The sequence below is a fragment of the Streptomyces sp. NBC_00576 genome, from assembly GCF_036345175.1.
Taxonomy (GTDB): Bacteria; Actinomycetota; Actinomycetes; order Streptomycetales; family Streptomycetaceae; genus Streptomyces.
The window spans coordinates 5,442,659-5,455,821 of sequence record NZ_CP107780.1 but is presented as its reverse complement, the minus strand read 5'-3'; the positions used below and the strand labels follow the sequence as shown (position 1 = coordinate 5,455,821).

Below are 13,163 nucleotides of genomic sequence, written 5' to 3'. Positions count from 1 at the left end.
GCGCGCGGGGGCACCCACAGCGTCACAGCCACCCTCCGACGGTGACACCATGACGCAGTGACCCACGCACGACAGCACCCGATCCAGGTCGTCGCCCACCGCGGAGCCTCCGAAGAGGCGCCCGAGCACACGCTGGCCGCCTACAAGAAGGCGATCGAGGCCGGCGCCGACGCCCTGGAGTGCGATGTACGACTGACCGCGGACGGCCATCTCGTCTGTGTCCACGACCGCCGCGTCAACCGTACGTCGAACGGGCGCGGCGCGGTCTCGGCCCTGGAGCTCGCCGACCTCGCCGCCCTGGACTTCGGTTCCTGGAAGACCGGCGACGAGGCCCCCGACTGGGAGCACCGCCCGGAGGACCGCGAGGACACCTCCGTACTCACCCTGGAGCGGCTGCTCGAACTCGTCGCCGACGCCGGGCGGCCGGTGGAGCTGGCCATCGAGACCAAGCACCCCACGCGCTGGGCGGGCCAGGTCGAGGAGCGGCTGCTGTTCCTGCTCAAGCGGTTCGGTCTGGACGCCCCGGCGACCCCTGCCGTTTCCCAGGTGCGGGTCATGAGCTTCTCGGCGCGCTCGCTGCAGCGCGTCCGGGCGGCCTCGCCGACGCTGCCGACGGTCTATCTGAACCAGTTCCTCTCGCCCCGGCTGCGCGACGGACGGCTGCCCACCGGCGTCCGGATCGCCGGCCCCTCGATCCGTATCGTGCGCAGTCACCCGGCGTACGTCGAGCGGCTGAAACTCGCCGGCCACCAGGTGCACGTCTGGACCGTGAACGAGCCGGAGGACGTCAGCCTCTGCGTCGACCTCGGCATCGACGCCATCATCACCAACCGTCCGGGCCCGGTTCTGCGGCAACTGGGCCGCTGACCAGCCGCGCTCCCGGAGCCCCGGAACCCCCTGCCGCGAGTCGCCTCTTACTCGACTCCGACCTCGGTTCGCTCCCGGACTCTTGACCTGGCGGTCCACGTGAGGAAACCTCCACCTTCGGCCATATCGTCGAAATCCGGCCACTCGGTTACAGGGAGTGCACCGGCGCGTTCGGTCCGCGTTCGATCATTACGAGTGCGTCACCGAAGGCGGAAGGGACGGTTTCCGGTACAGGCCAATGGGGCATTCACACCGTGGCGTGGGGCAAAGGAGGTCTCGGGGGTGGCGTTGGTGGTGGCACAGGAGGTGCCCACGTCGTCGAGCATGGCCGTTCCCCATGGCCCTGCGGGCGTGGGGAAAGCAAGACACCGGATGCGCGATCAGTTGCGCACGGGCGGTGTGTCGGAATCGGTCATCGACGACGCTGTGTTGATCCTGTCCGAACTCTTGAGCAATGCGTGCAAACACGGTCGGCCACTGGGCGAGGCCCTGGCCGGTGACGGCGACGTCAGGGCCGCGTGGCGCGTGGACTCCGGCGGCAGGCTCATCGTGGAGGTTACGGACGGCGGCGGCCCGACCCGCCCGGTTCCGGCGACCCCTTCGGTCACGGCGCACGGCGGTCGCGGGCTGAACATCATCACGGCGCTGGCCAACGACTGGGGCGTCCGGGACGACACGCGCGGCGAGGTCACGGTGTGGGCAGTCGTCGACGAGGACGTCCACAGCCCGGACTCGGGCCACCGGCGTACGGACTTCGCCACCCGCATCACGGCTCGCTCGATGTCCGCGATACCCGAGCTGGACTTCGCCGACGCGTTCGACGACATGGACTGACAGGAAGCCGGCGGATCCACTGACAGAACCTGCCAGAACCTGGCAGATCCGGTGACGACCGTTGTCCACAGGGTCCCGTCGTCCGTCGTACGAGCGGCTAGGCTCGCGCGGGTACGAGACGAGCCGTAACCGGGAGACACCCACGATGGCCAAGAAGCGACCCCAGACGAAGGCCTCGCGGCCGCAGCTGTCCGAGGGAGAGATCCCGGTTGTCGGCGCCCGCGAGCCCTGCCCCTGCAACAGCGGCCGGCGCTACAAGGCCTGTCACGGCCGGGCCGCCGCGCACGCGGTGACCGAACTGGTGCACCGGCCCTTCGAGGGCCTGCCCGGCGAGGGCGACTGGGTGGCCCTGCGCGAGCTGGTCCCCGCCGCCACCGTGGAGCTGACCCTGAAGGCCGGCCTCCCCGAGGGCGTTCCCTCGGTCACACTCGCGACGGTCCTGCCGATGGCCTGGCCCGCCCTGCGCCGCGACGACGGCTCGGTCCTGCTCGGGCTGCAGAACGACACGGCGTCCGGAGACATCAGCCGCGACCTCGCCGACACCCTGCAGCGCGCGCTCACCGCCGAGCCCGGCACGCCCGTCCAGGGCCGCCGCGCCCCGGCCGAGGGCCCGCGACTGCAGGACCTGCTCGACCCCGAAGGCGCGTTCGAGCCAGTTGTGCACACGGGCTTCGAGTTCTGGGTCCCGGACGCGCAGAACGCGACTGCGGACGTCACCGCTTCCCTGGAGCGGGCGAACGACGCAGCCATCCCGACCGTGAAGCTGACGGGCGTCGACGCCGCGTACTGGTGCGAGACGCCGGACAAGAACCACCTGCGCTGGGTGATGCCGCACGGCGAGGAGCAGCTGCTCGACGCCCTCGCGCGTCTCCACGCGGCCGGGCAGTCCAGCCTGGGCGAGGGCACCCGTCTGGTGGGTTCCTTCCGGGCGCACGGCCTCACCGTCCCGGTCTGGGACCTGCCGACCGGCGTCACCGCGGAGGACATCGAGAAGCCGGCCGCCGAGTTCGCCGAGCGCCTCACCACCGCCCTGGCCTCGGACGCTCCCCTCACTCCGGAAGAGCGCCGCGCCCGCGGCGGCCTGACCAACCGACAGGTGACTCTCAGCTGACGCACAGTCGGGCTCGCGGACTCCGAGCCCCGTGACTCCTGTCACAACTCCCCGTGAGAACAACGGAATCGGTGTCCGAATAGCCGAGATCGAATTTGCGAACAGCCGATCTCTTGTTAGCGTTGCAGTAGCCCGGTTGCTGGTGCATCCCCCGTCGCCAGCAGCCGGGTCTTTCTGTGCCCGGACTTCTGTACGGACCAGGGCCGCGCGTCAACTCCCGTCAAGCGCACCGGAGTTGCTCCCCGAGCGCAGTAGCAACGGCCCCGCACTCCCCGCGTCCGACGCGAACTCCGCGACCGCCGTGTACGCGCCCGGCTCGCCCTCAGTGCGTTCCCTGGGCGTCTCGCACAACCCCGGTTCGTCCTCGGCGCCCACCGCGCACCGCAGTTGCACAGTGTGGGCGTCGGGCCCCATGAGACTCAGCACGGACGTGAGTCCATGGCCGGTCGCGTTGCGGTAGTAAGTGCGCGCCCAGGTCTCCTCCCCCTGCGACAGCACACAGGTCTGCGCCTCGATGCCGTCGGGGGAGGTGAGTTCGGGACCGCAGCTGGCGGCCGTGGCGAGACCGAGGCCCAGCAGCGGGGAACCGGTGGGATCGGCGGAAGGATCGGCGGCTTCTCGCGCCTTGCCGTCCTCAGGGCCCTCCTGGGGGCCCTCTTCCGGCGTCAGGGAAAGGAGGGCGTCGCGGTCCGCGTCGCCCACGGGCCCCGCGGATGCCACGGCCAGCGGCAGCGCGACCGTGAGCGCCACGACGCCCGCGAGAGCGAGCAGACGGAGGTTCATGGAGGTGAAGATAACGACAGGGGACGGGCGCCCGGTTGCCCGCGCGCCCGACACCCCTACAACTCGGGCGCGCTCACACCCGTACGAGTGAGAGCCTCGACCACGGCGTCCACCACGGCCTCGACATCGGGTACCCAGGGCGAGGCAGAGCCGGGCAGCGGCGCGCGCTCCCAGCGGATCTGGCCCTGGCCGGTCTCGGTCGGAGGCAGGGCGATGTAGCCGCCCTCACTGTGGAAGCGGAGGGAGCCGGGCACGAAGTCCTGCGCGTACAGCAGTTCGCCCAGCTGTTCCATCGTGTACGGCTTCACGAGCAGCGACCAGCGGGTGGGGGCCGCGACGACCGGGCCCAGACGCATGCCCTTGCGGTCCAGTGCTTCGAGGGCGCGGGCTGCAGCCGGGGCCGGCAGGCTGACCGCGCACGGGGCCGCGCCGCCGGTGGCGAGGATGATGGGGGCCGTCGGCCTGTTGGTCCACCACCAGCGCACCATGCGCTCGTCGGTGGTGGCCGCGAGCAGGCCGGGGTCGAACGGGTGAGCGCCGGGGACCGTGCACTCCGGGTCGGGGCAGCCGCAGCGTGCGCGCCCCTGTGGATCCGGTGCCACGCCCGGGAGTACGGGCCACTGCCATCCGGTCGCGAACGTCAGAGCCGCGCCGAGCACTTCAGGCTTCCCGCCGTTACGCCGGGACAGGAGCCTGCGTCGCCTTCCGAGCCTTCCGAGGATCTCGCGCATGAGCGCTCGTTCCTTTCCGTTGCACGCCTGGCAACACCGTGGGCCACATCACGTCATGTGCAGATCACTTCACTGTGCGTACCTTCTGGCGCATCCCATCTCGTGGGAAGCAAGGGGCAGCCCCCCTGTTGTGCGCCGAGCGCCGAGCATTGGCTACGTCCGCATCCATACCGGGTTCATCAAAAGCATGGGCATGGCGCGGGGTGGCGGAGTCTGGCGTTTTGCCGTCCCGCTATTTCTCTCCGCCTCCGCCAAGGGAGGATGGGGCACGGTCGTCGATGGTTAAGACGCCCGGGTCCGTCGCCAGGTTCCGGGCGGTTCCACAACCACCCCTGGCCTTCACCGAGTACGTACCCATCAAGACCGCTGTGACGCTCCGTCGAACCAGGCCAGTCGACCGCAATAACCCGCTACCCGAGTCAGTTTTAGGCCAACTTCACCTTTTCGCAAGGGGACCCCGGTAAACCCACGGACACCAGGAATCCCGGCAGGACAATGCTGGACATCTCCTCACGAGTGCGTGTACATGTGGAGACACTGCTAGCGGCGCAGAATCACATGGGGGTTTGCGATGCTATTGAGCAATAAGCACCGGTCGGAAGGCCGGACGCCATGAACGCCCCTCACCTCCCGAAAGTGGCTGGAATCGATTCAACGGTTCCCTCGCCCGCACACACTGTCGCGCCCGCGCCCGCAATCCCGGACGCCTCTGCGGACACACCCTCGCTGACCTGCCCGAACGGCCCCGGTGCCCTCCTTCAGGACCGTCTCGCCGGCTGGGTGTCCGACCTCACAACGCTGCACGAACTCACCGAGCGCCTGGCGCGCACGGCGGCACTCGCCGACGCACTCGAGGAACTGCTGCACGCCGGAGCCGCCCTCGTGGGGGCCCGGCGCGGTCTCGTCGTCCTCGAACCGGGTGACGGCCTGGGCCCCGACACCACCGTTGGCCTGGGGCTGGCCCGCGCGGACCTCGGACACATCGAGACGATCCCGCGCGGCGTGATGCCGTACGGGCAGCTCCTCGACACGGCCGCCGGGCTGCCCGGCGGCGAGAGCGAAATCACACACCCGGACCTCCTCGCCGAGGACGGTCTCGACCCCCGTCACCGCGAGGTGGCCGCCCGCCTCGGCTACGCGGCGAGCTACTCGCTCCCCCTGTCCACCGAGTCCGCGGGCCGCCTCGGCGCGGCCGTCTGGCTGTACGACGAGCCCGCGGAGCCGGTCGAACGGCAGCGCCACCTCGTCGGCCTGTACGTGCGGTACGCGACCGAGCATCTGGCCCGGCTGGTCGAACTTGAACGCACACGCGCGTGCGTGCAGACGATCGCCGCGGAGCTGCTGCCCGCCCGACTGCCCCGGACGGCCGGTGTCCAGCTCGCCGCCCGGCACCGCACCGGCCCGCGCGGCGGCGGCGACTGGTACGACGCGCTGCCGCTCCCCGACGCGGCCCTCGGCCTGGCCGTGGGCGCGGTGACCGGCTCCGGGCCCAGCGCGATCGCCGCGATGGGGCGTCTGCGGGCCTCCCTGCGCGCGTACGCCGTGATGGAGGGCGAGGACCCGGTAGCGGTCCTCTCCGACCTGGAGCTGCTTCTGCGGCTCACCGAGCCCGCCCGCTGCGCCACCGCCCTGTTCGCTTACTGCGAGCCCGCGCTGCGCAAGGTCACGCTGGCCGGTGCCGGGCACTGCCCGCCTGTGGTGATCGGCGAGCGGCGCACGGCGTTCGTGGAGACCACCGTGTCGGCACCGCTCGGGATGCTCGCCTGCTGGGAGGCGCCAAGCGTGGAGTTCCGGACAGAGCCCGGAGACACGGTTCTGCTCTACACCGACGGGCTGCTGCACCGTACCGGCGACCCCGTGGACCGGGCCTTCTCCCGGCTGCACGCGGCGGCGGCGAGCGTGCCCAGGCAGCTGCGGGACGATCCGGGCGCGATCGCCGACCACGTCCTGCGGAGCATGCTGCCGGACGAGCTGGACGCGTCGGACGGTCAGGAGGACGTCGTACTGCTGTCGGCGCGGTTCGAGTGAGCGGCCGGTCACTCGCCCGGTCACCTGGTGGATCGCCTTTTGTACCTCTGGGCCCTGTCCCGTACGACCGTACGATGGACGGGGTCCAGTGCCGTATCTAGGAGGATTACCGTGGCGGACGAGCTCAATCCGGCGACCCCGGAGACTGAGACCGAGCCCGAAGAGCCCATCAAGCAGCGGAAGAACGGCCTGTATCCGGGCGTCTCCGACGAGCTTGCCGAGAGCATGAAGTCCGGCTGGGCCGACACCGAGCTGACGGGTCTCGAGCCCATCGCGCAGGCCGGGCACACCGCCGCCCGCCGCGCCGCGCTCTCGGCGCGCTTCCCGGGTGAGCGCCTGGTGATCCCCTCGGGCAATCTGAAGACGCGTTCGAACGACACGGAGTACCCCTTCCGCGCGTCGGTCGAGTACGCGTACCTGACCGGTAACCAGACAGAGGACGGCGTGCTCGTCCTGGAGCCGACGGCCGGTGGTCACAAGGCGACGATCTACCTCCTTCCGCGTTCCGACCGCGAGAACGGTGAGTTCTGGCTCTCGGGGCAGGGCGAGCTGTGGGTCGGCCGCCGGCACTCGCTCGCCGAGGCCGAACAGTTGTACGGCATTCCGGCATCGGACGTGCGCGAGCTGGCCGGCAGGCTGACGGAGGCCACCGGGCCGGTGCGGGTCGTACGCGGGTTCGACGCCGGTATCGAGGCCGCGCTGACCGACAAGGTCACCGCCGAGCGCGACGAGGAACTGCGGGTCTTCCTGTCCGAGGCGCGACTGGTCAAGGACGAGTTCGAGATCGGCGAGCTGCAGAAGGCCGTCGACTCGACGGTGCGCGGTTTCGAGGACGTGGTGAAGGTCCTCGACAAGGCCGAGGCCACCTCCGAGCGGTACATCGAGGGGACCTTCTTCCTCCGCGCGCGGGTCGAGGGCAACGACATCGGCTACGGCTCCATCTGCGCGGCCGGCCCGCACGCCTGCACGCTGCACTGGGTGCGCAACGACGGGGCCGTGCGCTCCGGTGAACTGCTGCTGCTGGACGCGGGCGTCGAGACGCACACGTACTACACGGCCGACGTCACACGGACGCTTCCGATCAACGGCACGTACACCGAGATCCAGAAGAAGATCTACGACGCGGTGTACGACGCCCAGGAGGCCGGGATCGCGGCCGTGCGGCCCGGGGGCAAGTACCGGGACTTCCACGATGCGGCGCAGCGGGTGCTGGCCGAGCGGATCGTGGAGTGGGGGCTTGTCGAGGGGCCCGTGGAGCGGGTGCTGGAGCTGGGGTTGCAGCGGAGGTGGACGCTGCACGGGACTGGGCACATGCTCGGCATGGATGTTCATGACTGTGCTGCGGCGCGGGTGGAGTTCTATGTCGACGGGACGTTGGAGCCGGGGATGGTGCTGACGGTTGAGCCCGGGTTGTACTTCCAGGCGGATGATCTGACCGTGCCTGTGGAGTATCGGGGTATCGGGGTGCGGATCGAGGACGACATCCTGGTGACGGATTCCGGGAATCGGAATCTGTCGGACGGGCTTCCTCGGCGGTCTGACGAGGTCGAGGCTTGGATGGCTCATCTCAAGGGTTGAGTTTCGACTGCGGGTAAGTCGTGGCTGGTCGCGCCCCGCGGCGGAGCCGCAGATCGATATCGCCCCGCGCCCCTAGGGGGTTGGTGTGGATCTGCATCTAGAAGTGATCGCCGCTGAAGGGCGTCGCGCGGGGATCGAGCGGGCCCTGCGTGACGCCGTCCGGGACGGACGGTTGACACCCGGCGCCTTGCTGCCCGCCACTCGGCGGCTCGCGACCGAACTCGGTGTGTCCCGGGGGACCGTGAAAGCCGCCTACGACCAGCTTGTCGCCGAGGGATATCTGACCGCTCGGCAGGGAGCCGGTACGCAGGTCGCCGCCTTGCCCTCCGTCGGCGCCGAGCCGCCGGAGGCCGCCGCACGCGCGCGTGTGCCCCTTTTTGATCTGCGGCCCGGGAGTCCGGACGTCGGGACGTTTCCGGCGGCGGCCTGGGTGCGGGCGCTGCGTCGGGCCGTCGCGACGGCGCCCTCCCTGGCGTACGACTACGGCGATCCGCGCGGCCGGATCGAGCTGCGGACGGCGCTGTCGGGCTACCTGGGGCGGGCCCGCGGGGTGCTCGCGCCGCCCGAGCGGATCGTGATCACCTCCGGGTACGTACAGGGGCTCGCGCTCCTCACGCGTGTGCTGGACGGCGCCGCGATCGCCATGGAGGACCCGGGGCTGCCCTTCCACCGGGAGGTCGTCCGGCAGGCCGGCGGGCGGGTCGTGCCGGTGGGCGTCGACGAACGCGGCGCCCGCGTCGAGGAGCTGGCGGGCCCGCATGACGTCTCCGCGGTCGTCGTCACGCCCGCCCACCAGTACCCGACCGGCGTGACCCTGCACCCGGAGCGGCGGCGGGCGCTCACCGACTGGGCACGCGCGCGTGACGGGCTGATCGTCGAGGACGACTACGACGGGGAGTTCCGCTACGACAGACAGCCCGTCGGCGCTCTTCAGGGCATGGCTCCGGGGCAGGTCGCCTACATCGGCACCGCTTCCAAGACGCTCGGGCCGGCCCTGCGCCTCGGCTGGATGGTGCTGCCGCCCCACCTGGTCGACGCGGTCGCCGACGCCAAGCTGCACAGCGACCACCACACCGAGTCCATCGGCCAGCTGGCCCTCGCCGAACTGATCACCAGCCATGCGTACGACCGGCACGTGCGCGCGTGCCGTCTGCGCTACTGGCGCCGACGGTCCGGTGGGCGCGGCTGTCAGGCAGCCCGTGTCAGTGAGCTGACCGGCAGCGAGTCCAGGAACAGGGCCCCCGCGAAGAGGCCGGCGCTGCCGCGGGGGCTCCACGCGCGCGTGTGGAGGTCGTCGTCGAAGGCGGTCAGTGCCATGGCGCCCGCCTCCGTGGACGTGCCGCCCGCTTCCAGGATTCCGCGGGCGCCCGCCTGCACGTGGCGCAGGCCGTGCGGGCCCGCCGTGTAGAGCAACTCAGTGTCCTGGAGCGTCGACATGACGGTCAGCAGGGCGTCCAGGCGGGCTTCCTCCTCCGTCGCACCGTTCGAGCGGGCGGTGGCCAGGGCGTCCAACGCCCGCCGTACGTGCGGGAATCCGGCCTTCGCCTCGCCGCGGGCGCCGGCCGCGCCGTACTTCGCCGACACCGAAGAACCCCGGGAGGGTCTGCGCGGGGCGCGTTTGTCGGGGTGGGAGGCGATGCGCTTGGCGGCCGCGGCGACGTCGAGCGCCTTGGCTCCGGGGGCCAGGGCGGCCGCCGCGACCAGCAGCCCGAGCGCCCACAGGGCGCCCCGGTGACCGCCGCCCGCGAGTGCCACCGAGTGCTCGGTGGACCGGCCGATCGCGCCCAGTTCCGTACGGAGCACGGGTGTCGGTTCGCCGGTACGGCGGGCCGCGGCGGCCATCGCCGTGAGGCCTGGCGCGAGCGCCTTGGCCGACCAGCGCAGGGCAAGTTGGTCCTTGCGCGTGGCGCGGGCGTCGAGATCGCGCGGATCGGGCAGGCCCGGCTTGGGAGCCAGCGCCAGCTGCCCGGTCAGCGCGTCCACGGCGGCCAGCGCCAGCGCCTCGTCCTCACGGCTGCTCATGGCCGTACCTTACGAGGACGCCGAAGCGGAGGGGGAGGCGTTGTCGGTCGGGGCGTCCGCCGGCGGCTCGCCGCTCGGGGGCGTACCGCCACCGCCACCGCTGCCCGCGCCGGTGTTCTCGGCGTCGGGGTCGATGCCCAGGGTGATGAAGCCCTTGTAGCCCTTTGAGACGTCCTTCTTGTGGACCGGCGTCAGGGTGAGCAGACCACTGGAGGCGCCGCCGCCGTCGTACACCATGTCGTTGTCGAGGGTGGTGTAGCTGCCGGTGTGCTGGGAGTAGGGCTCCAGGGTGAAGATCGCCTCAGCCGCGTCGTCCGGGAAGAACAGCTGGCCGGTGTAGTTGACCTTGCCGCCCTCGTAGGTGCCGTCCTCCTTCTGGCCGCCGGTGTGGACCTTGAGGTGGATGTGGCAGGTGCGTGGGGTGTACCAGCCGGGGAAGATCGTCTCGAACTTGACGACCCCGTTGGCGTTGGCGACCTGGTAGCCGCGCAGATAGGTGTTGTCGTCGGCGGTGGAGCCGTCCTCGCTCTCGGCGGGGGCCGAGCCGCCGGGATTGGCGGTGGTGTAGCCGGAGTAGTAGCCCCAGGCGTCGCAGTGCCAGATCTCCACGGCCGCGCCGGCCACCGGGGCGCACGACTCGGTGGTGTCCTGGACGGTGATGCGCAGCGTCAGCGGGACACCGGACTTGCCCTCGGTGATGTCCTTTCTCACGAGCGCGTTGTCGAGGTAGTACGGCCCCTCCGTGACGCTGGACATGAGCACGCAGGTGCCGCTGCTCTCGCTCGCGGTGGCGGACGCCGTGGCATCGGCCACCGCTGTGGCCCTGCTGGTCGCCTCGTCGGCGAAGGCCGACTGGTAGCCCGCGACCGCGAGTCCGCCGGCGGCGACCGTGCCTCCGGTCACCGCGAGAGCGCGGCGCCGGCTGATCGATGTGTCCTTGTGGTTTCCCGTCATGATCAGGAAATTAGGGACACCGTCCGTCAGGAACGTGAGCGTGGGCTGAGAGCTGCCTGTGAAGCGTGAGAAACGTCAACTGCCGGGCGCTGAGGCGCCGGGCTTGCACAACGGGCGTCACTGGCGGTGATGCGTCGTTTGCGTCCAGCCCCGCCCCGGCCGTCTGGCTTCGGGGGTGGAGCAGGGGCCGTTGACCGGGCCCCGCGTCGCCACAATTCCCACGCGCGAGCGCGGATGTTGCGGGAGCCTCCCCCACTCTCGGCTTCGCTCGAGCGGGAGGTGCCCCCATCGGTCTGCGTGGTCAACGAATCCGCAGTTCCGGCACGCGAACCAGGCCTGCGAGACCCGGTTCGCTTTGTCGATGTGGCCGCATTCGGCGCAGGTGCGGGAGGTGTACGCCGGATCGACGTACACCACCGGCACTCCCGCACGGCGGGCCTTGTACGCGATGAAGCTGCCGAGCTGGGCGAACGCCCAACTGCAGATGCCGGCTCACGACGGCACGTCCGCCGACCCGAGCGCGAGCAAGGAGACACTCATGGCCACACGCCGATCCGCACCCAATACAGCACGGATCATTTCATCAGGCCAGAGACCTGAACCTCACCATCTGAGCGCATCGGGCAGCGCTACACCGCCATCAGCGGCGAGTCCTTCTGCCACTTGAGGATCTTGTCGAAGCTGACCACCGCACCGCCCCTGCCCGGCTTGTTGCCGATGGTGACGTGATCGGCGAGTTCCTCGATCAGCGACAGGCCCCGCCCGTGCTCCGCGTCGTACGGGACGGCGGCCACGGGCACCGGACGGCGCGGGGCCTCCTGGACCGCCGGACCCGCCGGGAAGCCCGGCCCCGAGTCGGCGACCTCGATGCGGCACTTCTCCCCGTCGAGGTACGCGGTGACGCGATAGGCCCCGCGTGAGTCGCCGTGCCCGGTGTCCCCGCCGTGCTCGACGGCGTTCGCACAGGCCTCCGTGAGCGCGACGGAGAGGTCGTAGGAGATGTCCGGGTCGACGCCCGCCGTCTCCATGGTGCCCAGCAGCAGGCGTCTGGCGAGGGGAACGCTCGCAGCCTCTCGCCGAAGATGGAGTGACCACCAGATGCTCATGCTCCAGCCTCCAGGCCGCGGCTCGACATACCTGTACGTATTGCCGCGAGTGGCGGTGTGTAAGCACGCCATTGACGTGATGCCGCCCATAAGGGGGATGTACCGAGGGCTGCAAACGGTGTATGTAGTGCATCAACTGGCAGAAGTGACCTTCCGGTTTTACATCTTTTTACTCGCCCTTATGGGGTGGTACCTGGCTGCTCGCCACCTTGCGGACCTGCCGTACGGGTGCCATGGGGCCAGTGCGATGATGAGCCCGCCATGACTGCCCGCCGCAGGCGCACAGCGCCCTCCGGAAGCGCTCTCCGGATGCTGAGGGCCGCGGTGTTCGCCGCGGTCTGTGTCGTGCTGGCCGGAGCCGGCCACACCCTCGCCTCCTGCGCCTCCGTTCCGCTGTGGACTCTGGGCGCCGGTTTCCTCGGGGTCCTCGCGTGCGCGGCACCGCTCGCCGGGCGGACCCGCTCGCTGCCGGGCATCGTCGCTCTGCTGGCCGTCGGCCAGACAGTCCTGCACACACTGTTCGGACTGGGGCAGCACACCATGTCGTCGACGGTGGCCTCCACGGCCGCCACGACGGACACCGCCCTGGTCGCACGGGCGGCCCGGCTGCTGTGCGGTGTGCCGCTCGCGACGATCAGCCCGGCGCAGGCCCAGCGGATCCTCGCCGACGCGCGGATCAGTACGGGCGGTACCGGGGCGGGTGGTTCGGGGGCGGGCGCCGGCATGGACATGGGGTCCATGAGCCACCCTGCGGACGCCCTCGCCTCTGCCGGGTCGTTCACCTCCCTGTTGCCGACACTGCCCATGCTGCTCGGTCACGTCCTCGCGGCCGTCGCCACCGGCTGGCTGCTGCGCCGGGGCGACCTCGCCCTGCTGCGGCTGATGCGGCTGTCGGCGCACGGGGTGGCCGAAGGGGCGCTCGTACGATCCCTGCGCGGGGCGCTCGCTCTGGCGCGCGCACTCCGTACGGGCCTTCCGGGTACGCCCGGTATGGCACCGCACGCACCGCGCGCGTGGACCCTCGTACCCCTCAGGCCGGCCGCCACCGCGCTCCAGCACACGGTGATCCGGCGTGGGCCGCCGGCCGCCCCGCTCGTGCTCGCCGCCTGATACGACGCGACCGCTCCCCGTCGGGTCCCCAGGGTCTTC

General features: G+C 70.8%; 11 protein-coding genes and 2 pseudogenes. 7 read left to right on the top strand and 6 right to left on the bottom strand.

Annotated features, from left to right (window positions below; genetic code table 11):
• Window positions 1–57: 57 nt before the first annotated feature.
• The 3 genes from OG734_RS23435 (at window position 58) to OG734_RS23425 (ending at window position 2,812) form a co-directional block, all read left to right on the top strand.
• Entirely contained in the window at window positions 58–867 is an 810-nt protein-coding gene (locus tag OG734_RS23435; protein ID WP_330289471.1) for a glycerophosphodiester phosphodiesterase, read from the top strand.
• 195 nt (window positions 868–1,062) lie between these two features.
• Entirely contained in the window at window positions 1,063–1,701 is a 639-nt protein-coding gene (locus OG734_RS23430; protein ID WP_330289470.1) for an ATP-binding protein, read from the top strand.
• Window positions 1,702–1,846: 145 nt separating this feature from the next.
• Complete coding sequence (locus OG734_RS23425; protein WP_330289469.1) at window positions 1,847–2,812, top strand: DUF5926 family protein; 966 nt, start codon at window positions 1,847–1,849, stop codon at window positions 2,810–2,812.
• A 210-nt stretch (window positions 2,813–3,022) separates the two neighbouring features.
• On the opposite strand, the gene OG734_RS23420 is transcribed toward OG734_RS23425, so the two are convergent.
• Window positions 3,023–3,595 (bottom strand): hypothetical protein, encoded by a 573-nt coding sequence (locus OG734_RS23420; RefSeq protein ID WP_330289468.1) that lies wholly within the window; start codon window positions 3,593–3,595, stop codon window positions 3,023–3,025.
• A 56-nt stretch (window positions 3,596–3,651) separates the two neighbouring features.
• Complete coding sequence (locus tag OG734_RS23415; protein WP_330289467.1) at window positions 3,652–4,326, bottom strand: bifunctional DNA primase/polymerase; 675 nt, start codon at window positions 4,324–4,326, stop codon at window positions 3,652–3,654.
• Window positions 4,327–4,938: 612 nt separating this feature from the next.
• Here OG734_RS23415 and OG734_RS23410 point away from each other — a divergent pair.
• From OG734_RS23410 to pdxR, 3 genes and pseudogenes are all read left to right on the top strand, one after another.
• Complete coding sequence (locus tag OG734_RS23410; RefSeq protein ID WP_330289466.1) at window positions 4,939–6,354, top strand: PP2C family protein-serine/threonine phosphatase; 1,416 nt, start codon at window positions 4,939–4,941, stop codon at window positions 6,352–6,354.
• A gap of 111 nt (window positions 6,355–6,465) precedes the next feature.
• Window positions 6,466–7,932 (top strand): aminopeptidase P family protein, encoded by a 1,467-nt coding sequence (locus tag OG734_RS23405; RefSeq protein ID WP_330289465.1) that lies wholly within the window; start codon window positions 6,466–6,468, stop codon window positions 7,930–7,932.
• A gap of 85 nt (window positions 7,933–8,017) precedes the next feature.
• Window positions 8,018–9,103 (top strand): annotated as a pseudogene (gene pdxR / locus OG734_RS23400) (MocR-like pyridoxine biosynthesis transcription factor PdxR); the annotation flags it as partial.
• 17 nt (window positions 9,104–9,120) lie between these two features.
• On the opposite strand, the gene OG734_RS23395 reads toward pdxR, so the two are convergent.
• The 4 genes and pseudogenes from OG734_RS23395 to OG734_RS23380 form a co-directional block, all read right to left on the bottom strand.
• The gene (locus OG734_RS23395) at window positions 9,121–9,954 is read right to left on the bottom strand and encodes a triphosphoribosyl-dephospho-CoA synthase (RefSeq protein ID WP_330289464.1); all 834 of its coding nucleotides are present in this window, start codon (window positions 9,952–9,954) and stop codon (window positions 9,121–9,123) included.
• A gap of 9 nt (window positions 9,955–9,963) precedes the next feature.
• Complete coding sequence (locus OG734_RS23390; RefSeq protein WP_330289463.1) at window positions 9,964–10,908, bottom strand: intradiol ring-cleavage dioxygenase; 945 nt, start codon at window positions 10,906–10,908, stop codon at window positions 9,964–9,966.
• 26 nt (window positions 10,909–10,934) lie between these two features.
• Window positions 10,935–11,388, bottom strand: a pseudogene (locus tag OG734_RS23385) (zinc ribbon domain-containing protein); the annotation flags it as partial.
• Window positions 11,389–11,537: 149 nt separating this feature from the next.
• Complete coding sequence (locus OG734_RS23380) at window positions 11,538–12,014, bottom strand: ATP-binding protein (RefSeq protein WP_330289462.1); 477 nt, start codon at window positions 12,012–12,014, stop codon at window positions 11,538–11,540.
• Between the two features lie 261 nt (window positions 12,015–12,275).
• Here OG734_RS23380 and OG734_RS23375 point away from each other — a divergent pair, with 261 nt between their 5' ends.
• Entirely contained in the window at window positions 12,276–13,124 is an 849-nt protein-coding gene (locus tag OG734_RS23375) for a hypothetical protein (protein WP_330289461.1), read from the top strand.
• Window positions 13,125–13,163 lie beyond the last annotated feature (39 nt).

Coding starts and splice junctions, on each gene's coding strand:
- OG734_RS23375 (WP_330289461.1), top strand. CDS start 12,276: ATGACTGCCCGCCGCAGGCGCACAGCGCCCTCCGGAAGCGCTCTCCGG.
- OG734_RS23390 (WP_330289463.1), bottom strand. CDS start 10,908: ATGACGGGAAACCACAAGGACACATCGATCAGCCGGCGCCGCGCTCTC.
- OG734_RS23380 (WP_330289462.1), bottom strand. CDS start 12,014: ATGAGCATCTGGTGGTCACTCCATCTTCGGCGAGAGGCTGCGAGCGTT.
- OG734_RS23410 (WP_330289466.1), top strand. CDS start 4,939: ATGAACGCCCCTCACCTCCCGAAAGTGGCTGGAATCGATTCAACGGTT.
- OG734_RS23420 (WP_330289468.1), bottom strand. CDS start 3,595: ATGAACCTCCGTCTGCTCGCTCTCGCGGGCGTCGTGGCGCTCACGGTC.
- OG734_RS23415 (WP_330289467.1), bottom strand. CDS start 4,326: ATGCGCGAGATCCTCGGAAGGCTCGGAAGGCGACGCAGGCTCCTGTCC.
- OG734_RS23395 (WP_330289464.1), bottom strand. CDS start 9,954: ATGAGCAGCCGTGAGGACGAGGCGCTGGCGCTGGCCGCCGTGGACGCG.
- OG734_RS23425 (WP_330289469.1), top strand. CDS start 1,847: ATGGCCAAGAAGCGACCCCAGACGAAGGCCTCGCGGCCGCAGCTGTCC.